General features: G+C 37.6%; 17 protein-coding genes. 15 read left to right on the top strand and 2 right to left on the bottom strand.

The window, feature by feature from the left end:
* The first annotated feature begins 4 nt into the window (after positions 1-4).
* The 9 genes from atpD to HMPREF0634_RS05340 all read left to right on the top strand — a co-directional run bounded on the left by atpD (position 5) and on the right by HMPREF0634_RS05340 (position 14,549).
* On the top strand, positions 5-1,405 hold the full coding sequence (gene atpD / locus HMPREF0634_RS05380) for a F0F1 ATP synthase subunit beta (RefSeq protein ID WP_007789718.1): 1,401 nt from the start codon (positions 5-7) through the stop codon (positions 1,403-1,405).
* The gene (locus HMPREF0634_RS05375) at positions 1,405-1,674 is read left to right on the top strand and encodes a FoF1 ATP synthase subunit delta/epsilon (protein ID WP_007789617.1); all 270 of its coding nucleotides are present in this window, start codon (positions 1,405-1,407) and stop codon (positions 1,672-1,674) included. The genes atpD and HMPREF0634_RS05375 overlap by 1 nt, the downstream gene beginning before the upstream one ends.
* 2 nt (positions 1,675-1,676) lie before the next feature.
* Entirely contained in the window at positions 1,677-2,252 is a 576-nt protein-coding gene (locus HMPREF0634_RS05370; RefSeq protein WP_040565798.1) for a hypothetical protein, read from the top strand.
* Between the two features lie 92 nt (positions 2,253-2,344).
* Positions 2,345-3,283 (top strand): AEC family transporter, encoded by a 939-nt coding sequence (locus HMPREF0634_RS05365; RefSeq protein ID WP_007789684.1) that lies wholly within the window; start codon positions 2,345-2,347, stop codon positions 3,281-3,283.
* 152 nt (positions 3,284-3,435) lie between these two features.
* The gene (locus tag HMPREF0634_RS05360; RefSeq protein WP_007789644.1) at positions 3,436-4,380 is read left to right on the top strand and encodes an FMN-dependent dehydrogenase; all 945 of its coding nucleotides are present in this window, start codon (positions 3,436-3,438) and stop codon (positions 4,378-4,380) included.
* Positions 4,381-4,818: 438 nt separating this feature from the next.
* Complete coding sequence (locus HMPREF0634_RS09675) at positions 4,819-8,283, top strand: hypothetical protein (RefSeq protein WP_040565797.1); 3,465 nt, start codon at positions 4,819-4,821, stop codon at positions 8,281-8,283.
* Positions 8,280-11,594 carry a cell wall-binding repeat-containing protein gene (locus tag HMPREF0634_RS09855; protein ID WP_207326442.1) on the top strand — a complete coding sequence of 1,105 codons (3,315 nt, stop codon included), beginning with the start codon at positions 8,280-8,282 and terminating at the stop codon, positions 11,592-11,594. Before HMPREF0634_RS09675 ends, HMPREF0634_RS09855 begins: the two co-directional genes overlap by 4 nt.
* A 183-nt stretch (positions 11,595-11,777) precedes the next feature.
* Positions 11,778-13,088: a TIGR02679 domain-containing protein gene (locus tag HMPREF0634_RS05345; protein WP_007789706.1), complete on the top strand. Its 1,311-nt coding sequence runs from the start codon at positions 11,778-11,780 to the stop codon at positions 13,086-13,088.
* 135 nt (positions 13,089-13,223) lie between these two features.
* Positions 13,224-14,549 carry a C1 family peptidase gene (locus tag HMPREF0634_RS05340; RefSeq protein WP_007789739.1) on the top strand — a complete coding sequence of 442 codons (1,326 nt, stop codon included), beginning with the start codon at positions 13,224-13,226 and terminating at the stop codon, positions 14,547-14,549.
* 204 nt (positions 14,550-14,753) lie between these two features.
* Here HMPREF0634_RS05340 and htrA read toward each other — a convergent pair whose 3' ends face one another.
* Positions 14,754-15,836 carry a serine protease HtrA gene (htrA, locus tag HMPREF0634_RS05335; protein WP_007789752.1) on the bottom strand — a complete coding sequence of 361 codons (1,083 nt, stop codon included), beginning with the start codon at positions 15,834-15,836 and terminating at the stop codon, positions 14,754-14,756.
* Between the two features lie 200 nt (positions 15,837-16,036).
* A complete protein-coding gene (locus HMPREF0634_RS05330; protein ID WP_007789744.1) occupies positions 16,037-16,564 on the bottom strand; it encodes a Gx transporter family protein in 528 nt (175 codons plus the stop codon).
* 289 nt (positions 16,565-16,853) lie between these two features.
* Here HMPREF0634_RS05330 and pepF point away from each other — a divergent pair, with 289 nt between their 5' ends.
* The 6 genes from pepF (at position 16,854) to HMPREF0634_RS05305 (ending at position 24,259) form a co-directional block, all read left to right on the top strand.
* Positions 16,854-18,641: an oligoendopeptidase F gene (gene pepF, locus HMPREF0634_RS05325; RefSeq protein ID WP_007789699.1), complete on the top strand. Its 1,788-nt coding sequence runs from the start codon at positions 16,854-16,856 to the stop codon at positions 18,639-18,641.
* A gap of 14 nt (positions 18,642-18,655) precedes the next feature.
* Entirely contained in the window at positions 18,656-18,802 is a 147-nt protein-coding gene (locus tag HMPREF0634_RS09790) for a hypothetical protein (RefSeq protein WP_165480191.1), read from the top strand.
* A gap of 238 nt (positions 18,803-19,040) precedes the next feature.
* On the top strand, positions 19,041-20,546 hold the full coding sequence (glpK, locus tag HMPREF0634_RS05320; RefSeq protein WP_007789710.1) for a glycerol kinase GlpK: 1,506 nt from the start codon (positions 19,041-19,043) through the stop codon (positions 20,544-20,546).
* A 91-nt stretch (positions 20,547-20,637) separates the two neighbouring features.
* On the top strand, positions 20,638-20,919 hold the full coding sequence (locus HMPREF0634_RS05315; RefSeq protein ID WP_040565795.1) for a hypothetical protein: 282 nt from the start codon (positions 20,638-20,640) through the stop codon (positions 20,917-20,919).
* A 136-nt stretch (positions 20,920-21,055) separates the two neighbouring features.
* Positions 21,056-21,769, top strand: a complete 714-nt coding sequence (locus tag HMPREF0634_RS05310; protein WP_040565794.1) for an ABC transporter ATP-binding protein — start codon at positions 21,056-21,058, stop codon at positions 21,767-21,769.
* Between the two features lie 9 nt (positions 21,770-21,778).
* Positions 21,779-24,259, top strand: coding sequence for an FtsX-like permease family protein (locus tag HMPREF0634_RS05305; RefSeq protein ID WP_007789690.1), 2,481 nt, complete (start codon positions 21,779-21,781; stop codon positions 24,257-24,259).
* The last annotated feature ends 213 nt before the right edge of the window (positions 24,260-24,472 follow it).

Here is a 24,472-nt window from a genome sequence, read left to right as displayed (position 1 = left end):
AAAAATGGCAAATATAGGAAAAATTGTACAGATTGTTGGAGCTGTACTAGATATTAGGTTTGAAGATGAAAAAAATCTACCTAACCTATTAAATGCTTTAGAAATAAAGTTGGAAAATGGAAATAAGATAGTTGCCGAAGTAGCCCAGCATATAGGTAATGACACAGTAAGGTGTATAGCCATGAGTGCTACAGATGGACTAGTCAGGGGTATGGAAGCTGTGGATACAGGTGCTCCTATATCAGTTCCAGTTGGTAAGGAAACTTTGGGTAGGGTCTTCAATGTATTAGGAGAGGCTATAGACTTAAAGCCTATGCCAGAAGGTGTGAGCCTTTCTCCTATACACAAGGAAGCACCAGCCTACGATGAACTAGAAACTAAGGCAGAAATTTTGGAAACAGGTATAAAGGTGGTTGACTTGCTTGCCCCTTACCTAAAGGGTGGTAAGATAGGTCTATTCGGTGGTGCCGGTGTTGGTAAGACAGTCCTAATTCAGGAGCTTATAAACAACATAGCCAAGCAACACGGTGGTATATCTGTATTCTCAGGAGTTGGAGAGAGAACGAGAGAAGGTAATGACCTATATGGCGAAATGACTGAGTCAGGCGTTATAAACAAGACTGCTATGGTATTTGGTCAGATGAATGAGCCACCAGGAGCAAGAATGAGGGTTGCCCTAACAGGCCTTACAATGGCTGAACACTTTAGGGACCAGGAGGGTCAGGACGTCCTACTATTCATAGATAATATATTCAGATTCACTCAGGCTGGTTCTGAGGTATCTGCCCTACTGGGACGTATGCCATCAGCAGTTGGTTACCAGCCAACACTAGCTACAGAGATGGGTGCCCTACAGGAGAGAATTACATCGACTAAGAAGGGATCAATTACATCAGTTCAGGCAGTATATGTACCGGCCGATGACTTGACTGACCCAGCACCAGCGACAACATTCTCACACTTGGATGCCAAGACGGTATTATCTAGACAGATATCATCACTAGGTATCTATCCGGCAGTTGACCCACTAGAGTCTACATCCAGAGTCCTAGACCCAAATATAGTTGGTAAGGAACACTATGAAGTAGCCAGAGGTGTCCAGTCAATCCTACAGAGGTATAGGGAACTACAGGATATCATAGCTATCTTGGGTATGGATGAATTATCTGATGAAGATAAGGTGACTGTTGCCAGAGCTAGAAAGATACAGAGATTCCTGTCACAGCCATTTACAGTAGGTGAGCAGTTTACTGGTATACCTGGTGTATATGTACCAGTTAAGGAATCAATCAGAGGTTTTAAGGAAATACTTGACGGTAAGCATGATGACCTACCAGAATCAGCATTCTTGTTTGTAGGTACTATAGAAGATGCAGTTAGAAAGGCGAAAGGAAGTGCTAACTAATGTTTAGTTTAAAAGTAGTAACTCCAAACAGCACTTTTTATGAAGACCAGGTAGATATGGCTATATTCAGAACTACGGTTGGAGATAGGGCTATATTGAAGGGGCATATACCGATTGTTGCAGGTATTAAAGAAGGAAAATTGAGAATAAAAAAAGACGGGGGTCGCTTCAGGACGGCTGACATAGGTAGGGGATTTGTAACTGTTAATTCAGATACTGAGACTGTAATACTGATTGAGTCTGCAGCCTGGTGCGAAGATGAGGTTTAATAATGAAAATTAGACATTGGGTAGTTATTATTTTGTTTGTTGCACTAGCTACAGTTTTTGGACTATATGCAATGTCGAAAAAACACGATGCCAAAGTTCCACTGGATGAGATATATCCAGAAAATATAATAGCTAAGTACTATAGTTCATTGGATGAGCGAATGGGTAAGAATATCCCCTTTCTAGTACTAAGTGAGAAGCCGTATTCAAGGTGGGAATTGTATAATGACAAGGGGGAGCCAGGTCATAGGATTACATCCCACATGATTAAAAACATCAAGAGTATACGTATGGTTTCCAAAAAGGAACTAGACTATGAGGGTAAGCCAATCACCTTCCCAAGAAGGGATGGCAAGATAGAAACATTCCCACTAGAAGACACTGTCCTATACGAGGTAACATATAATATAAGGTATTTCAACACAAAGAATCCAAGTATTATGTATGGTGAGTATGGTAACAAAGACTATAAGGATACCAATAAGAAGGTATACAAGAATAAAAAGGAAAAAATGTGGTTAGTAAAAATAAAAAACGGAGCTTGGAGGATAGCTAAGATTGAGCTAATTCCAGACTAATGATTGAAATAACGCTGATTATGACCATTCTCCAAGTTGGAGTTTTGTCGTGTCAGCGTTTATTTTTACATATTTATTTTATGGAGGACTTAATGAAAGTAATAGAAACCCTGTTCCCGGTATTTTTTATGATGTTCCTAGGTATTTTATCAAGGAGCAAGAATTGGATTAACTGGGACCAAAAAGAAGGGGCAAAAAAAATAGTATTTAAAATCCTATTCCCAGCCCTGATATTCCATGTAATATTTGTATCTAACTTATCAACCAACCTATTAAAGCAGATTGTATTCCTGGATATAGCATGGATTGTAGTCTATATTATAGGAAAAATACTGTCTAGGTATATAGGTGAAAGATATAGGAAGCTAGTACCCTTCCTATTGATGACTTGTGAAGGGGGCAACGTAGCCCTACCCCTATACATTACTTTGGTAGGATCAGCCTATGCCCTTAATATAGTAACCTTTGATGTGGCAGGTATAATTATAAACTTTGGTCTAGTTCCTATCTTGGTATCTAGACAGGTAAATACAGGTCAATCTTCAAAGGGCTTATTGAAGAATATATTAACAAATTCTTTTGTATTGGCTGTAATTTTGGGTGTCTTAGCAAATCTTTTAGGCCTATATGGTATCTTGGAATCTATTGAATTATCAACCCTGTACAACAACACCATAACTGCTGTTCTAGCACCAATTACAGGAATAATTTTGTTTACACTAGGCTATGACCTTAAGGTGGATTTATCAACCCTAAAATCATTATTATCACTGGTTGTGATAAGATTGGTTTTATGTGGTCTAATAATAGGAGGCTTCTTCCTGGTATTCCCAGGTCTTATGGCCAATCCATATTTTAAGACAGCAGTATTATTATACTTTATGTGTCCAACAGGTTTTCCGGTTCCACTCCAATTGTCAGCCTTATGTGATGGCAAGGACCAAGAAAGCTTTATGTCGGCCTTTATATCAGTTTATATGTTTATAACCCTAGTAGCCTATACACTGATAACAATATTTAGGCCATTCTAGGAACAGGTTGATAGGGATAAGTAAAGTCTATAAGGATAATGAAGTACCATGAACTTAATAGGGTAAATGAAGCTAGTGGAAGTTAACAAACTTGATGAGATGCAATGAAATTTAAAATGCAATAAGTATAAGAAAATTAGGGAGGTAATATTATGAGCGAAGTGAAGAGCCCGTGGCCAGGTCCTAAGGGTCTGATACCAGTGACAAGTGGCAAGGCAGAAGATGCTAATGTACATAACAGGAACTATTTAGATAGTATCCTTGTTGAAATGAGGGTAATTGATTCAGTGGAACCCGACCTATCAACGGAAATATTTGGAAGGAAATATTCATCTCCTATAATGATGCCAGCCTTCTCCCACTTAAACAAGGTAGGCAAGGATGGAAAAAAACCTATGGTAGAGTATGCAAAGGCAGCTAAAGACATGGGCCTATTAAACTGGGTAGGTATGGAACCAGATGATGAATACGAAGAGATTAGTCAAGTTGGGGCAGATACAATCCGTATAATAAAGCCATTCGCCGACCACCAGATAATACTTGACCAGATAGACTTTGCCAAGAAGACAGGCGCGGTAGCAGTTGGTGTAGATATAGACCACGTTCCAGGTACGGATGGAAAGTATGATGTAGTAGATGGCTATCCAATGGGACCGGTAATGGAAGAAGACTTGAAAAAGTATGTAGACCATGCAGGCATACCATTTGTAGCCAAGGGGGTCCTGTCAGTCCAGGATGCCATAAAGGCTAGAAATGCTGGTTGCCAGGCTATAGTGGTATCCCACCACCACGGCAGAATTCCATTTGGTATACCACCTATCATGGTCCTACCAGAAATAGTAGATGCCTTGAAGGGAAGTGGAGTGACTATCTTCTGTGACTGCTCTATGGATACGGGTTACGATGCCTATAAGGCCTTAGCACTAGGAGCCCATGCAGTGTCAGTAGGTAGGGGTATACTAGGTCCACTCCTATCAGATGGCAGGGACGGAGTAGTGACTAAGCTAGAAAGAATGAATGAAGAATTATCAGAGATGATGATGTACACGGGTATTAAAGATACAAGATCTTTTGATGCCAGTGTATTATATATATAATAAAATACAACTAAATTAAGGGTATGTCTCAATAAAGATAGGTATAAATATTTACATAGGTATTGTATAATATAGATAGTTAAAAAGCTCCTAAGGATTTTACTAAGGAGTTTTTTATTTTGTATATAATAGTGTATTTTGAAACGTTGATTAATTTGGATTATTATAAAAATTTGATGTAGCGAATAGTTGAGATTTTGAGGTTTATTTTTCAAAAAAAAGGGTATAAAACGTAATTGGTAAATTATAATATTTTAAAATACTAGTAGAAGTATTTATAACTATTATCATAAGTAAAAATTAGTAAGCACTGTAAATGTAAAAAATTGATATCTCTTGAGTAATTTTTTATTTATGATTAATTTTTATGTAGAAGTATAAGTACTGCTTTAAATAAAAAATGGTAAACTTATAAAATGAAAGGTGGAGTAGATAATTATGAAGAAGGATAGGATAGTATTACAAAAAATAATAGCAATTTTTTTGGTTTTTGTAATGCTTTTAGGAGTGGCTTTCCCCAATAGCCTAGTTTTAGCAGAAAGAGAGCAGGTGGGGGCTACGGTTACTTCAGAAAAGGTTTCACAGGAAAAAGAAACTGGCAAAGGAGCTTTAACTGATGTAAGTAAGGTTGAAGACTTGGATGACGGGGATAAGAAAGATTTATCTGAAAATACGTCTGAACAAGAAGATAAAAATATAGAGAAAAGCAAGGAACCTTCAGCTAAACGTACCAAAAGGTCATTATCTCTCGATAAAGGAACACCTATGAGTAATGGTAAATTATTGGTATATGATGATAGTCATAAGATTGAGGACGTATCTAATGGTGATGGAATATCAGTAAATAAATACAATTTGGCAACTATGACAAAGACACTGTTTACCATAAATTATACACCTTTCTTCCATGTGAAAGATGATGGTAGCAACGATTATGGTGACCAGAGAATAGTAGTTGATATACCATCTTATGGATTCAAATTATCCAATCCTGGTATAGAGGGCACACAGTTTGGAAAAATTACAATGCTTGATGCAAATGGCAATGAAATTCCTCTGGATTCTGTTTCCCAAAAAAATTATGAAAAGGTAGTAAAAATTATATATGATGTGAATGATAGCTTTCTAGGGTCTTTGGGCGGTGGTTCAAGTCTTGTATTTAATATAGCTTTCGATAGACGTAGTTTGACAGATCAAGAATGTAAAAAGTGGATTGATGAAGGAAAGCTTGAAACAAGTCTTAATGTTGCTGCCTGTGAAGGAGAGGATAATACACCGATTAACAGTACAGGAAATCCATCTGTATATAAGTGGAAAATGTCTCCAATTAATTATGAAGATACTAAAACTACAGTGACAGGTGATCGCCATCTAAATGCAAGTAGTTTGGCCAATATAACAAATACTGGATTTGTAAGCTTTTATGATGCAGATCCTACAAGTGGTCCATTTACAGGCAATAGGGACTACTATTACTATACACAGGGTACAATCCATGATGGTAATACTCCTTTAATGAGTTTAAAACACATAAAGGTTTTCGTTCCTAAAACGGCAAATGCTGACGGAAATTTTATTTTAAAAAGATTACAAGTAAGAAATGGTTTATATGATTTAGATCTTGCTTATTATGCTGGTTTCAGTGAAATGAAAAATGATAATGACGGTAAGGGAAATTATTATCTTATAACACCTAGAAAAGCCCTATATAACAATGGGAGTGACCATAAATGGTATCAAGCCTTTAAAAATGGATTTTCACCAGTTTGGCAGGTTAAGGATGAAGTAACAGATTTAGGATCTGATACCCTATATGAAGCTACAACACCTGAATTTGTTTTTGAGACTCCAAATGGTACAGATGGTAAAAAGGAAGTTGTTGTTAAAGCTGAGAATCAAGGTGTAAAGATTAAAACCATGAAGAGCCATACTGTAGACGCATACGAAATTTATTCATTTGCAGGACCAGGCTACCAGCTCTATAAAAATGCTGGAGGTTTCTATACAGCAAATGCAGTGTCTCCAGATGCCAACTATTCAGATGTTGGTTATACCCGTTTAAGTAATGAATACTATATTCTAAAAGATTCAAATGGAGTATGGAATGAGTATTTTCCAAAAAACAAGACTGGAGCCACACTTGAAACATATGAATTTCCTGAAGAAATTCAACCGACCGCATGGAAGGGAACATCAGTTACATGGAACACTAATTCCTACAAGGTAGCAAAGCTTGTTTATACTACTGCAGATGGCAATAAGCATACAGTAAATGTGAATTCTCCTGTACACCTGGCAAGTAATGTAAATAATTATCCGGAAGTAAAATTTGATACTTCTGGTGGACGAGTAACTAAAGTCGAGGTTTATTGGGAACATCTAAACAACGATAGCTTTAATGCAAGTACACACTTTGCTGGAAAATATAATGAAAACACTCATAAGTTGTCGTATGCCCAAAGTAAATTCGACTATTATGTTACACCTACAGCCACAGGACACATACAGGTCAAGTATTCTGCCAAGTCAACCGACCCAAGTGCAGATGCAAATGACAATTTTGACTACGAGGCTGATAAGGCTGTAGCAAAACCAGTAAATAATCTTAGCAAAAAAGCCAAGGATGATTTCTTTTGGACAACAGTAACACAAAAAAAGTGTACTCAGTTGCAAGCAGAAAGTACTGGGGATAGATTAAAAGAAAATGTCTTGTATCCTAATCAGGCAGAAAATGGAACTTTTTATGATACTTGGACGCTTTTCTTCAATTATGGAACTAAGAAGGAGTTTTCTCCTGTAACAAAAAATCCAAGAATTGATTTGACTGTAGGAACCCTAAATCTCAAGGGCTTGGATACTAAGGCAGATAAAACAGGGCTATTGACTGGAAAATTCACGGCAACTAAGGCCTTAAGTGGATGGAAAATAAGGTATAAAACAGTTAAAAATGCATCTGGTGAAGAGAGTGCAGAAAAGGTATATAATATTGGAGATATTAGTGACGGTGCTAAGATAGATCTTGGTATCAATAGAAATCTTGAGCATTTGTCAAGTCTTGTCTTAACTTTTGATGGAACCTATAATATGGAACCATTTGCAGATAAAGAAACAGGAAGAGTAACCCTATTCACTAATATCGAATATGAACTTAGAAATACGGATTTTAAAGGAAAGCCGCTTACTATAGAAAAGGAAAAGGGTGCATGGTATGGACCTAACTACTTTGTTCAGAATTTAGAAGGCAAATATTATAATGATAGCTGTAGCGATAGTAATCATATTCATGATGCTGGAAAGGGGCAAGCCTTTGGTGGAAGAGCATGGAACTATATTAAGGGACCACAACGTTATGGACTTTTAACTAGGACCTATATTGTTACTAATAAGACTGCAGAAAATGTAATTTCAAAAACTGGTGATGATACAATTAATACAATTTCGCAGACTGGAACTAGTATGCAAAAGGTTAATTTCCGTACTAAAGCCTATGCATATGCAATGAATTCAGACGTACCAGAACCAGGCAAGATGCCTTATGGAATTCCTGAAGCAGCCTATGTAGAAATAAAAGATAGACAGTTTTCTGCGGATGTAGACAAATGTAAGTTTTTAGGATACGATAATGCATCTGGTAATGTTTTAATTAAAGAAGTTAAGGATAGTGACGGTAAAGTATGGATTAAGATGTCGATTACAGAAGCCGGAATAAAGGCTCTTAATAGAAAAATTAGAGAAATCACTAAGAACAATGCATATTCATACTACTATTATTACAATGATAATCCACTTAAATTTATGGAAGATCCGGTGACAATTGCATTAAAGAGTTTTAGATATACAAGTGTCACATCTCCAGGAGAAAATGTGAGCATTATCCATATGGAATGGTTTACTACGATATGAGTAAACTTGAAAGCAAGCTTGATGGTAGTAAAAAAGAACATTATAGTCATGCAAGACTTGAAGGTGATTTATATAAATTATCTGAAAATGCAGCAAGATCCCTTGGTTCAACTAGGGAACAGAAACTATTTGGAATAGACTTGAGTAGGGTACAGGTAATAGTATCTAAGAATACAGCGGTAGGTTCAAATATATTCCCTGGAAAACATGAAAATATTGTTTATGGTACAGCTGGAAGTAAGTTCCCTACACAAAAATTCTATCCGGATGAAAAGGATGATTTACGTGGAGACTTCTTTGTTCAAGCACCAGATTCAGATGGATTTAAGGAATTTAAGACTGTTATAGAAATTCCTAAAAAGGATAAAACAGTCTCTTATACTAACCAAAATTCGACAGTTCAAACGCCTAAAACCGAGTTCAATATGTATTTGACAGGTCAGGCAACTGTAATGGGAGATAGCCGTCCGGGCAAGCAGGAATTTAGTTATAGCATAGATGGTGGAAATACATTCCTTCCAGCAGCTAATATAACTGATTGGTCAAAGGTAACCCATGTTAAACTTGATTTGGGAGAACTTCCTAAGGGCAGTCAGGTAAATATAAAATTACCGCTTAAAACTAATGCGAAAACTACGACAGATGAGCTTGAAGCATATATTGGAGGAAGTTTTGAAACAACTGACTATACAGGTTTTAAGATGAATGGATATATTAATCCTGCGAAGTATGTATATGGGAATTTTGCTGTTATTTCATCAGATGTATGGTGGGATAAGAATGAAAATGGAAAACTTGATGATGGAGAGAAGAAAGTCAGCGGTCTTAAGCTTGAACTATATTCTCCTGACCAAGATATAACTATTAATAAGAAAGTCATAGCTGCTAATACTTTAATTGATAGTGTGACCACTGACAGTAACGGAAGATATGAATTAAAAAGTTTTATGCTTAATGAAGGTCAATGGATAAAGGTTACTATGCCAAATGGTAAAACTAAGCTTACATTAAAGGCAGAAGACTTGCATTTACTAGAATCTAAGAATTCTGATTTTGATAGAACTACATACAAAACACCTAAATTGCCTGAACTGGTAAGAGAAAAGCCACTTGATTCTATTGGTTGTGGGCTTATCCGATTACCTGAGATAAAAACAGAGACAGTAAAGATTCATGTTGGTGAGGAATCAGGTGATGCGGCGGCTAAAGGACTTGCGACAAGTGACCATCCTACTGAAAATCCAGTATTAAAGTATGTTCAACTAAGCGATGATGTGGCAGATGTTGATTCTAACGGAAAAGTAAGGGGAAAGAATACAGGAAAGATAAAAGCTGAGGTTACAGCAACGAATACATTAGCAGCTAGCAACCAGGCAATGCCTGAAGATACAGTAAAGGGAAATTATGATATTATTGTATATGGAAATATCATTTACGATAAGAACCATGATGATGTATCAGGACAAGTACCAAAAGATAATAAACAATATTATCCATCTGTTACAGTAGATGGAAAAGATGCCAATACAGATAAGGTGACTGTTTTAGATGCAGGCACAATGAAAAAATCTGGTTACAAGTTCAAGGGGTGGAATAGCCAAGAAGATGGTAAGGGTACTATGTATGCCAAAGGAGATACTTTTAAGACAGGAAAGCTTGGTAAGGATATAAAATTGTATGCAATTTGGTCCTTAGTTTGGACACCAATGATACCACCGACTAGGGAGATCAAGGTTACCAAGGAATGGCAAAGTGCAACAGGAAGTACTATAGAAGCTCCAGTTGACAAGGTGGAAGTAGAACTATACAAAGATGACGTTGCAACAGGTGATAAGTTAGAACTTACAAAGGACAATAATTGGACAGGTCAGTTCAAGAATCTACAAGTAGCAAATGGTTTAGGATCTACAAACTATTACCAGTATACAGTCAAGGAAATAGGAGAAAGTGGATCAGCAGTCAAGTTAGCCGGTAAGTGGTATGGCGTTAAATATGGTGGAACCATGAAAGATGGTCTTACAGTTACCAACAAGGAAAAGATTACGTGGACACCAATGATACCAGCCACAAGGTATTTAAGGGTTACTAAGGAATGGAAAGAGGCTGGTCGTAGCATAGAGGCTCCAGTTGAAAAGATTGAAGTAGAACTATACAAGGATGATGTTGCTACAGGAAAAAAACTTGAACTTACAAAGGAAAATAATTGGAAAGGTGAGTTCAAGGGGCTTGAACTAGAAGACGGAGTTGGAAGTAATAAATACTATAAGTATACAGTCAAGGAAGTTGGAGAAAACAATAATGCAATCAACTTCAGTGGTAGGGGATACAAGGTATTATATAAGGGTACTATGAAAGATGGCCTTACTATAACTAATGAAAGGGAGACTTATTCTCCGTTCAATCCGGGAACAAATCCGGATCCTGATAGGATAGACGGAGGAGACAGGATTGAGACAGGAATTAAGATTTCTCAAAAGTACTACGATAAGGCTAAGACGGTAATAGTAGTTAGACATGACTTATTCCCAGACTCAATGACAGCATCAGTATTGGCTAAGTTAAAGGATGCTCCAATCCTACTTAACCCAACAAACAAGCTAGACCCTAGAGTAGGTGCCGAAATAAAGAGACTAGGTGCTGAAGAAGTAATTATAGTAGGTGGTCCAGACTCTATATCTGAAAAGGTAAGAGGAGACTTAAAGGCCTATGACAAGGATAAGGATGTAGAAAGAATCGCCGGTGTAGACAGGTACGGTACATCTGAAATGGTAGCAAGAAGAGTAACTGGTATAACAGGCAAGAAGAACACAGGAGTAATAGCTTCAGGCCAGGTATTCCCAGATGCCCTATCAGTAGGAACATTTGCATCAAGGGATGGATACCCAATATTACTAGTTAAGAAGAACCTTGTACCAGACCAGGTTGTAAGGGCCATTAAGGCCCTAGATATAAACAAGACTTATATAGCAGGTGGAACTAACACAATATCTAAGTCTACAGAAGCCAAGCTTCCAGGCGTTTTAGAAAGAATGGCAGGTAAGGACAGGTATGAAACATCAGTAGCCATAGCCAAGTCTAAGTTTAAGGATAGTACAGAAGCCTTTATAGCATCAGGTGAAGAATTTGCAGATGCCTTGGTTATTTCACCAATATCTGGTAAGTATAACAAGCCAACACTACTAGCATCAAGAAATAAGAATACTAATGCTGTAGTTAAGAAGTATATAGAGGATGCTGGTTTGACTAGTATTATAGCTATAGGTGGAGAAAAGTATCTACCATATAGTGTATTAAGAGATTTGGTAAGGTAGACAAATATAAATTATCTAAATACATAAGAGCAAATATTAAATATAGTATGGATATTTGAAATACTGTAAAAGAGTAAGAACCCCACATAATATAAATGTGGGGTCTTTAATTATATATATTTAAGGTATATAATAGGTGTATAAGTGTGTAGACTTTTGTAAGATAAATTTTTGGAGGTGTACATGGGTAGAAAGGTTAGTAGAAAAAGTGCGATAAACTATTATAAAAATTCATCAGCCTATAGGAAGATGTGCAAGGACCTGATGATGAAATACAAAAGATATGGCCGTCTAACTGGCAGGATTAGCCTAAAGGACTATACTGACAAGCAAAAGGTCAAGATTGCAGATTTTGTGGGTGAGTCAGTGGCAGACCTTGGGTCTAAAAATGATGTAAGTGTGGCCAAGATAAAAAGTGCCCACTTGGATACCAAGTATGGAGACTATGACTTAGCCTACCTGGCATCAGAGGTAACAGGCATTGGCTTGTCAGTTGACTCAGATGGTAGCAAACCGTCCAAAGAGGCTATCAAGGAAACTATCAGAGATGAGATTAGGCAGCTACTTTCGGCTGTTAGACCTGATGTCCTAGATGAGATTATGGACAAGATATATTATGAAAACAAGTACAAGGAGATTTCCCTTGGCGATATATATTTTCTTGGTAATGCCATAGAAAAGATAAACCAGAGGGAGGGCCAGTTTGATGGTGTAAACTTTGATAATTACATATATTTGGCAGTTTTTGCTGCAGAGATTACGGCCAACCCTTATGAGTTTGATGAGGGAACAGTTTTGGGTGACTGGCTCTTTAGAATTTTAGCCCTTACATACGGGGACAAGCCAGCGGGCATGTCCTATATGGAGTATAGGGACAGGGTATTCGAACACTATGGAATTCTCCTGGATGATATATTCCACTTCTTGAGTGTAAACCATATGTTGGCCAGGTCTAATGGCGAGGTCAATTCTGTTTGGTCAGCATCTTGTAGGAACCAGGTTTCATGGAAGGCACCACTTAAGCACATACTAAAGATGGACCTTATATATCCGGAGTTGGGAGATGCTCTAATATTGGTAGAAAACGCCAGTGTATTCTATATACTAAGCGCCATGTTTAACAGTCTACCAATAGTCTGCTTCCATGGTAAGCTGAGAAAGTCTATATGGACCTTTATGGACAAGTTGAGCAAGGATGCCAAGGTATACTATGCAGGTGACTTTGACCCTGAGGGACTAAAGATGGCTGATGATCTCAAGCAGGCTTATGGTGATATGATAGACCTTAGCCTGATGAGGATGAAATATTATGAAGGATCCAAGCCTAGGACCAAGATAAAGCCTGCCAACCTGGACATATTAGATAAGATAAGGGATGAAAAACTTAAAGAAGTGGCAGAGGCAATTAAAGATACCAAATTAGTAGGCCACCAGTATAATTTGATAGAGATGTATGTTGAGCATATATTCTATAGGATTATAAACGACCTATAAGATGAAAATTGCCTATAGATAAGATATAGATATAAAGATATGTATAAGGATAGAAATAAATAAGAATAGATAGGTATATAAACGTAAGCATAAATAATAATTTAAAATAAATATAAGATTAATTGGAGGTGTATTATGGATCTAAGCAGGAACTTAACTGATATATTTGAGGATGAATTTATAAGGGATAAGAAAAAAGTATTGGCCCAGAGGGCTGTCCACAAAAATGGAATACAGGCATCGTGTGAGTCAATAGAAGCAAAGCAGACCGTTAGACCAGTCTTTTCTATTGACCTGGAGACTGGCAAGGTTACAGACCAAAAGAGGTCAGGTCGTTGCTGGATGTTTGCTGCCCTAAATACATTTAGGCATAGGATAATTGAAAAATTTAAGATAGATGATTTTGAGCTATCCCAGAACTATGTATTTTTCTGGGACAAGTATGAAAAGGCCAATTTCTTCCATGAAAATATATTGGCTACAGCCAATAAACCCCTTGATGATAGGAAGGTTGCCTTTTTATTAAACCTACCCCAACAGGATGGAGGCCAGTGGGATATGATTGTTTCCATCTTCCAGAAGTATGGACTAGTGCCAAAGGAGGCTATGCCGGAAGTCCAGGCCAGCTCAAACTCAACGGAAGTCAACAAGTACCTAAATAAAAAGCTTCGTAAGGATGCCATGATACTGAGGAACTTGGTTGCCAGGGGGGCTAGTGACCAAGAAATTCTGGAAACCAGAAGGACCTTGATGAAGGAAGTGTACGATATCTTAGCCATATCTCTTGGCAGTCCGGTAAAGAAGTTTGACTTTAAATATAGGGACAAGGACAAGGAATACCACATAGATAAGGATATGACACCACAGGCCTTCTACGACAAGTATGTAGGTCTTGACCTAAACGAATATGTATCTGTTATAAATGCACCAACAGAAGACAAGCCATATATGAGGTCTTATACCGTTGAGATGCTGGGAAATGTAGTTGGTGGTAAGGAGGTAAAATATATCAACCTGGATATGGAAGACTTTAAGAAATTGGCCATAGACCAATTATCTGCAGGAGAATCCGTATGGTTTGGTTGTGATGTAGGCCAATTTTCCAACAACCAATCAGGCATAATGGCCCTGGATACATATGAGATAGGGGACTTATTTGATGTAGATTTTTCTACTAGCAAGGCTGATAGGTTGATGTATGGCGAGAGTTTGATGACCCATGCCATGGTCTTGACTGGTGTAGATATAGTTGATGGCCAGCCTACCAGGTGGAAGGTAGAAAACAGCTGGGGTGACAAGGTAGGCCATAAGGGATATTACGTTATGACAGATGGCTGGATGGACCAGTATACCTACCAGATAGTAATTAAGAAGGACCTTTTAACTGACCAGCAAAGGGAGGCCTTTGAGAGTCAACCAATAGTCCTGGCCCCATGGGACCCAATGGGATCTCTAGCCTAGATTTTAATGTAATTTTATAGAAAAGAAAAAGACACCCTTGAAGGAAGTCTAGCAAGATCATAGTAAAAATAGAATTCTTATTATGGAAAGTTTACTAGAAGATCCCTCGGGTGTCTTTTTAGTGTATATTTTTTAGGTTATTAGTATATGAAATTTTTTGTTTGTTTTTTAAGTTCTTTTTACTAAGGTTCTTTTATTTAGCAACTAGAAGCTTATTTTTAAGTCTGTAGCCTTGCCATCTCTATAGACTGTAATTGTATCCTTTGACCCTGAAGAGTAGGAATATAGCTTCTTGCTCAAGTCATTCATAGTTTTAATTTCTGAATCACCAATCTTTGTTATTATATCTCCTGCCTTTAAGCCTGCCTTGTCTGCTACCGATCCAGAGCTGACTGACCTAACTATTATACCATTGTTTACATCAGGAGACTGGCCCGTATAAGCCGTATAAGTTTTTACGTCCATACCTGATATACCAAGAGTTGGCCTTGTATAATTCTTACCTTCAACTATTTTCTCTACAATTGCCTTGGCTGTATTTATAGGTATAGAGAAACCTAGGTTGTCTGCATTGGCCTTGGCTGTATTAATACCGATAACCTGGCCATCCTGGTTAAGTAGTGGTCCACCACTGTTACCAGAGTTGATACTGGCATCTGTTTGAAGTAGGCCAGACATATTACTTGACTGAGTTGATACATCCCTGTTTAGTCCACTGATAATACCCTGGGTAACAGAGTTTCTAAAGTCTGTACCAAGTGGGTTTCCTATTGCTATAGCTATATCACCAACAGTTACCTGGTCACTGTCACCTAGCTCTGCTGGGACCAGGTTAGATTTATTTACCTTTACAACTGCCAGGTCTAGGTTTTGGTCATTCCAAACTACAGTACCAGTAGTAGTAGTTCCGTCATTGAATAGGACCTTGACAGTTTTAGTACGGCCATCAGATACCACGTGGGAATTAGTTAATATATAGCCCCTTTTATCTACAACAAAACCAGTACCGGAACTCTTAGTAGTCCGTTCGCCCTCTCCGAATAGGTCAGAGCTTGAAGGAGCTTCTGTTATAATTCCGACTACGGATGGGGAAGCCTTCTGTGCAACCGCCTGGTAGACGTTTTGAGACTTGTTGCTACCGTCAGAAATTATCTGAGTAGTATTAGTCGCCTTTGTAGGCTGGTTCTTAAATGTATTATTTTGACTGAATTTTAGAGTTGCAAAAGCACCACCAAAGGATGATACCATAGCGACCACTATGATTAAAATAAGTGTTTTGAATTTCATATCATATACTTCCTTTCTAAATTTACTTATGTGGCTGTTTTTTTACATTATAGTTATCATATCTTAAAATAAACTTAAATATATAAAATAAAACATTCAGGATAAATTAAGAATATAGTTACAGCAGGTAAAGACAAGTTACCTGCTGTGAAAAAAATTATAAAAATTTATTTTATACATCCCAGACCTACCATTAAATCTTATAGATTGAATCTGAGGCTATGTTTCTTAAATAGGGGGTCAGTGAAATTGACTACAATACCGATAAAAATACCTGTAACCAGAGAGGCCCCAAGCATAATAGGCAGGTAGGTCATCATGGTCAAATTCTCAATCATGGCACTTGCAACAAGCAACTGGCCGATATTGTGCATTATAGCCCCAAAAACACTGATTCCAACCTTGGAAAAGCCCTTGATTTTGATGGCAATATACATACCAATTAGGCTGAGGTAACCACCGGCTATACTGTATAGGAGGACCGTAGCAGCCCCTGCAAATATTGATGATAGGATGATCCTGACTGTCAAAATCTTAAAGGTATCCTTAAAGCCAAAATTCAAGAGACATAGGAGGGTGATGATATTGCTCAAACCCAACTTGGCTCCTGGGAATAGGGCTATCAAAGGGTTTGGTATAAATTGTTCTAATAAATATAAGGCCAAACTATAGGCTACCATGAGACTATAGAAGACTAATTTTCTGGTTTTTAAGTGACTATTATGCATAATGATTCCTTCCTATTTCTAACTAGTATATTTAACTTGTATCATATTTTTTGTATTTTTTATAACCGATATAGGTCCTAGCTTACGTAAATAAATTGAATATAATTAGTATAGCATAGATTGGCCAATAATATGAGAATTACTTTTAAATGTCATAAAATATCTAAACCTATAGTTAAAATAAAGGTAAGTGGAGTATAATATAAAATATAATAAATTGCTAAATATAGAGAATGTATAATCTAAAAAATACGAAAGAAATAACAATAAATAAAAGGTGGAGGTAATTATGGCAAGAGAGAGAAAAGAAATTTCCAATGAATATAAATGGGACTTGGACAAGATGTACCCAAACAGGGAGGCTATGGAAGCCGATATAGCCTACATAGAAGGAGGACTAAAGGAAGTAGCCAGTTACAAGGGAAAGCTATCTGATTCAGCAGACAGCCTTTACAAGGTCCTAAAGTTGATGGAGGATATTTCAAGAAAGATATCCCACTACTATGTCTATACACATATGAGACACCATGAAGATACCAGGATTAATGAAAACCTGGCAGATTCCAGCAAGAGTGAGATGATATCAACCGACCTAAGCAAGGCCACAGCCTATATAGTTCCTGAGATTATCACTATGGATGAAGGGCTTTTGACAAGCTATCTTAAGGACGAGAGGCTAGGCCACTACAAGAAGATGATAGATGAAATCCTGAGGGACAAGCCATACACACTTAGTGACAAGGAAGAAGAGATAATGGCTGCGGCATCAGAGCTAGCAGGGGTACCTGAAAATACCTACGAAATGCTGTCATATGCAGATATGAAGTTCCCGGAGATTACAGATGAAGAAGGCAAGAAGGTTAGGTTGGATATGTTTAACTATAGCAAGTTTATCAAGTCCAAGGACAGGAGGGTTAGGCAGGAGGCCTTTGAGGCAGAGTTTGGAACTTACAAGAAGTATTCAAACACAATGGCTTCAACCCTATTTGGTGGTATCAAGGCAGAGATATTCAACTCCAGTATTAGGAAGTATCCATCGGCCCTTTTTGCATCCCTATATGCCGACAATATCAGCCTGGATGTATATAATAACTTGATTGAATCAATCCATGAAAACATACCTGCCCTAGACAAGTATATAGGCCTAAAGAAGAAGTACTTTGGCCTAGATGAGGTCCATATGTATGACCTATATGTTCCTATGGCAGAAGACTTTAAGATGGAGATTTCCTATGAAGAGGCCCAGGAAATAATAATCAAGGCCCTAGAACCAATGGGTCAGGACTATGTTACTCTAATCAAGCGTGCCTTTGATGAGAAGTGGATAGATGTATATGAGAATGAGGGAAAGAGGGGTGGAGCCTACTCATGGGGTAGCTACGATTCCCACCCGTATATATTGATGAGCTATAACAATGACCTCAATTCTATGTTTACCCTGATACACGAGTTGGGTCATTCTATGCACAGCTATCTATCTCATGAGAGCCAGCCATACATATATTCCAGTTACAAGATATTTGTGGCAGAGGTGGCATCGACGGTCAATGAAAACTTGTTGATCAAATACCTGCTTAAGAATGCCAAGTCTGATGAAGAAAAGATATATCTTTTGAACTACTACCTGGAGCAGTTTAGGACTACTGTATACAGGCAGACCCTATTTGCCGAGTTTGAAAAGATCAGCCATGAAAAGGTGGAGTCTGGCCAGCCAATGACAGCCAAGCACTTTACTGAAATCTACTATGACCTGAACAAGCTTTATTATGGTGGTTCTTGTAATGTGGATGAATTGGTTGGTATAGAATGGGCTAGGATACCCCACTTCTATTCTAATTTCTACGTATACAAGTATGCGACAGGATTTTCAGCAGCAACTGTCCTTAGCAATATGATATTAAATGAAGAAGAGGCAGTACCAAGGTATATAGAATTCTTGAGGAGTGGTGGCTCAGAGTACCCACTAGACCAGTTGAGACATGCGGGCGTGGATATGGAAGATAAGTCAGCTGTAGACGGGGCCTTGAAGGTATTTGCTGACCTGGTTGATGAGCTAGAGGCCTTGATAAGTAAGTAGTGGATGGTGGAGATATGGAGATTATTAATTTTAAAATAGTTGCCTGGGTCATGCTCTTTGTGGTTCTTATATCTATACAGTTGACCCTAAATAAGATACTTTTATTGTTAAGAGAGATTAGGGACAGGCAGAAGGATGACTGGAAAAATAGGACCCTGTAGAGATAAGCTGATTATATAAAATATATACAAGATAAAATCAACCTTCTAGGTTTTAGGGCCTGGGAGGTTTTTTATTAATATCAATATAAAAATTACATTGGAATTTTATAGATATATTTCATACATATTGATATTTGTAATAAAAATATAAATCCATATGGAAGTAGCATACAGGTAATGATATAATTTAAGTGATTCCTAGATAATATTTAGGTCTTATTCTAAGGGGGACAAAATTATGGAAAAGTATATACTATCATTTGATGCGGGAACTACGAGTTCCAGGGCGATTATTTTTAATAAAAAGGGTCAAATAATAAATGTAGCACAAAAGGAATTCCAGCAAATATATCCTAAGGCTGGCTGGGTAGAGCATGATCCGATGGAAATATGGGCATCCCAGAGTGGGGTGGCAAGAGAAGTATTGGAAATGTCTGCTATCAGGCCTGACCAGATTGTTGGAATTGGTATTACAAACCAAAGGGAGACTACAATTGTATGGGATAAAAATACAGGCAAGCCAGTCTATAATGCCATAGTATGGCAGTGTAGGAGGACGGCTAGCTATTGTGAGAGGCTTAAGGAAAAGGGTTGGATTGACAAGATTAGGGACAAGACAGGCCTGGTATTGGATGCCTATTTCTCAGCCACGAAGATAGCCTGGATACTGGACAATGTGGAAGGGGCCAGGGAAAAGGCTGAAAGGGGAGACCTACTTTTTGGTACAGTAGATACATGGCTAGTATGGAACCTGACAAGGGGGAAGGTCCATGTAACAGACTATTCTAATGCCTCAAGGACCATGCTATTTAATATCAAAGACCTAAAATGGGATGATGAAATTCTAGAAGCCTTGAATGTACCTAGGTCAATGATGCCAGAGGTCAAGGATTCTAGTTGTATTTACGGCTATACTGATGAGCATACCTATGGGGGTGCCAGGATACCAATAGCAGGTATAGCTGGTGACCAACAGGCAGCCTTATTTGGACAGAATTGCTTTAGGCCAGGTATGGTAAAAAATACCTACGGAACAGGCTGTTTTGTATTGATGAATACAGGCCAGGAAATGATTAGGTCTAAAAATGGCCTATTGACTACAATTGCATGGGGGATTGATGGGAAAGTATCCTATGCCCTAGAAGGGTCGGTATTTATAGCAGGTGCAGCCATCCAGTGGTTGAGGGATGAGTTGAGACTTGTATATGATTCATCCCAGAGTGAATACTATGCCAACAAGATTGAAGATACTGACGGTGTAGTTGTTGTGCCGGCTTTTACAGGCCTAGGGGCCCCATACTGGGATATGTATGCAAGGGGTGGAATTTTCGGCTTGACCAGGGGGACTAAGAGGGAGCACCTGGTAAGGGCTACCCTGGAATCGCTAGCCTACCAGTCAAAGGATGTAATTGAGGCTATGCAGGAGGATGCCAAGATACCCCTAGCCTACCTAAGGGTAGATGGAGGGGCATCAGCCAACAACTTCTTGATGCAGTTCCAGGCTGATATGCTAAATACTGAGGTTCACAGACCAAGGACCCTAGAGACTACATCACTGGGGGCAGCCTATCTGGCAGGCCTGGCAGTCGGTTACTGGAAGGACCTTGATGAAATATCGGAGGACTTTTCTATAGATAGGACCTTCAAGCCTCAGATGAGTCAGGAAAAGAGGGACAAGAATTATAAGTATTGGAAGAAGGCTATAGAGAGGTCTATGGACTGGTTAGACAAAGAGGATGAGTAGGAAAGATTTTTATGTATTGGTTAGATTCTAAATATTAATAGGAAATATTTAGAATCTAAGTATATTTTTTATAGGAAAGGTAGTGGATGTAATGAAGAAGACAATAGTGCTAGGTATACTAGTATTTGTAGGCTTAGTCCTATCCATATATGGGTTTGTAGTTTTGCCAGATAATGTGGTGGTTCAGGTGGGGGCTTCAGGCAAGCCATCTAATGTCTATCCTAAGTTGATGGTTATAGGTTTAGATGGACTGCTTATGATTGGTGGAGCCCTGGGCTACTTTTTTGTAGATAAGAAGGAAAGGAAATTTTTAAGCCTTTCTATTATAGGTATTTTAGTATCTATAATTACCCTGCTATTCAATCACCAATAAGTATTGAAAATCATTATAATTTATTATATTATATAGATAAGAGGTAGATTTATACTTATTCTAACTAAGAGTGGCGTATGAGTGTAAAGAAAACGTTTTTGTAGGTTTTATAGTAATTTATTATGAATAGGGGGTTATGCTAGTGAGTGATAATCTAATAGAGGTTTCTAATTTAAGGAAATCATATGGTCAGGGTGACAACAGGGTAGATGTCCTTAAGGGCATAGATTGTAAAATAAAGAAGGGGAGTATATGTACCTTATTAGGGCCGTCTGGGTCTGGTAAGTCAACTTTTTTGAATATATTAGGTGGGATAGAGTCCTTTGAAGAAGGAAGTCTTATAGTTGATGGTTTAGAACTTAAGAACCTCTCTAAGAAGGACCTACTCCAATATAGGAGGGACAAGCTAGGCTTTGTTTTTCAGTTTTACAACCTGGTATCCAACCTAACTTTGAAGGAAAATATAGAGGTAGGGGCTTATTTGAGTAAGGACCCCTTGGATGTGGATGACTTGATAGAAAAACTTGGCCTGATAGACCATAAAAGCAAGTTTCCCAACCAGCTATCGGGAGGGCAGCAACAGAGGACTGCTATAGCCAGAGCCTTGTCTAAGGGGCCAACTATCCTCCTTTGCGATGAACCTACTGGGGCCTTGGACTACACTACTGCCAAGGATGTTTTAAAAATGATACAAAAAATAAATAAGGAATACAAAAGTACTATTATTATAGCAACACATAATACGGCTATAGCTGGTATGTCCCATGAGGTCTTGAGTTTGCATGACGGGACTATAATGGAGCATAGAATAAATGATTGTATAGTAGATGCTAGCGAATTGGTTTGGTAGGTGGTAGTTATGAAGAATCCACTAAACAAGAGAATTTTTAGAGAACTTAGGTCAAATATTGGTAGGTATGGGTCTATATTTATAGTTATGCTAATGACTATATCGTTTATATCTTCCTTCTTCATATCCCAGAATTCTGTCAAGATATCCTATGATGACAGCCATATAAGGGGCAAGATAGAGGATGGCTATATAGAGTTTAACAGGGAATTAAATAAGGATGAAGAAAAAATTTTTAGGGATAAGCATGTTAAGGCCTATAAAAACTACTATTTGTCTATCAATTACAAGAACGATAAATTAATTAGGATATATCCTAATAGGGATAAGGTAAATATTCCTGGTATCCATGAGGGCAGGCCAGCTTATAAAGATGGTGAGGTAGTCCTGGATTATAACTATGTCAAAGAAAATAAGATGTCCCTAGGTGACAAATTAGACTTGCCATCATCTGTAAATGATAAAAAGCCGGCTATAGGTGGATTAAAAGTAGTTGGTTTAGTAGCCTTTCCAGACTATAGTTGTTTACTGAGACGACCGGGCGATATCTTGATGGACAACAAAAATTTTGCAGTGGCCAGTGTAAACAAAAAGACTTTTGATGACCTGGTAAAAGATGGTTATAGCATAAACTACACATACTCTTATAGGTTAGAAAATGCCAGTGAAAACAGGAAGGTCCAGTCTGATAAATTAAAGGATTTAGTTGATGCCTTTGTAGATAAGGGTTTAGTTCCTTTAAATGCCCAACATAAGTATAGGAATTCCAGGATTTCCTATGTTATGGATGATATGGGTGGAGATGTGCCTATGATGACATCCTTGATGGTAATCGTACTTCTGGTAATGGCCTTTATATTTGCTGTTTTAGTTCAGAATATGATAGAGGATGAAGCTAGTGTAATAGGAAGCCTACTATCCTTTGGTTATAGTAAGGCTAGCCTTATATGGCACTACATAAAGTTGCCCCTGTATGTGACGATATTTGCCGTATTGGTGGGTAATTTGTTGGCCTATACCTATATGAAGAATATATATTTGGGCCTATATACGGACGCCTTTTCCCTATTTCCTGTCAAGGTGCAATTGGATGCCTATGCCTTTTTATTGACAAGTCTGATACCTATAGGCTTGATATTACTGATAAATTTTGTCTCTATATTTAGGAAGTTGAGACTGAGTCCTCTTAGATTTTTGAGGCGAGAGTTATCTAGTAGCAGGCAGAAGAAGGCTATTAGGCTACCACAGGTGGCATTCTTATCGAGATTTAGGATGAGGGTCTTCTTGAAAAATAAGGCTAGTTACCTGGTTTTGTGTATTGGCCTGCTATTGGGAAATATACTTTTGATATATGGCCTATCTTTAAATATTTTGATTGATGGCTATATGGATGATATAGAGAAATCTATGCCATCTAGCTACCAGACCATACTAAAAGGACCCCTTGAAAAAGAGGTGGAGGCAAGGTTAAAAGAATCAATAGTAAAGAGGGACAAGGATATATTTGACAAGCCTACTTATGATCAACAAGACAAGTATCTATCTGATGCCCTGTCAATTGGCAAGGATAAAGTCAACCTATTCACCATGTATGGGGTCAAAATTAGGGATAAGACTTTTGACCAAGACATAAAGGTCAATATATATGCTGGTAATTTGGACGGGGCCTTTATAAAAGAGCGTCTTACAAGAGCCAAAGATTTGAGCTCAAAAGATGGGAAAGAGGACAAAAAGGACGAGGAACCTGGTAAAAATGAAACTTCCAAGCAAAAAACAAGGGTATATGATGTTTACCTTTCAGATGGCCTAATGAATAGGTTTAAAATAAATATGGGTGACCAGATATCTGTGAAGGACGAAAGTAGAGATGTAGAGTATAAACTAAGGGTGGTTGGTCATACAGACCTATTTGCAAGTTCCATGTCGATAATAATGGACAGGAAGGATTGTAATAAAATGGTCGGTATGAAGGAATACTATTATAATGGGATATTCACGGATAAAAAAATAAAGGTTGAAGATAAAGAACTGGCTACTCTTATAAATTCTTCGGACATGAAAAAAATTGCCGGTCAGTTTATGGTGAATTTCAAAAACCTTATGCCTATGATTATGTCTGTAGCTATTATAATATACCTGGTAGTTATGTATGTCCTTACCAAGACTATAGTAGACAAATACAAGGAGTCAATCTCCTATCTTAGGATATTTGGCTATTATGACAAGGAGATAGAGAAGGTATTTATTAGGGTATCCACAATAGCTGTTGCTATATTTCTAGTTATCCTTATTCCTTTAGAAAAATACTTAGTAACGTCCTTTGTAAGGATGGCCTTTTATAAGTTTGATGGTTACGTAAATCCACATATACCTACATATGTATATCTTTCAACGATTATATGTGGAATGATGGTCTACCTAATAAATAGGTGGATTCTGGTCAGAAGGATAAAGAAAATTAATATGTCGGAAGTCCTAAAAGACAGGTAAAAGATAAATAGCAATATTCAGTATAAAATTTAAATCCAGGTAAATATCAAAAATGGTATCTGCCTGGATTTTATTTATATACCTAAAATGGACAAAGTTACCATCATTTGCCAAAATCCACATAAAACACGAATAAATATAATTATAAAAATGTATATAGTTCGTTAAAACCGGCTTTTTTATAATAATTTTTGAAAAAAGTATTGAAAAAAA

The sequence above is a fragment of the Peptostreptococcus stomatis DSM 17678 genome, from assembly GCF_000147675.1.
In the GTDB taxonomy this organism is placed as follows: Bacteria; Bacillota; Clostridia; order Peptostreptococcales; family Peptostreptococcaceae; genus Peptostreptococcus; species Peptostreptococcus stomatis.
The sequence above is the reverse complement of the archived record's forward strand: the minus strand, read 5'-3'. Positions and strand labels throughout refer to the sequence as shown.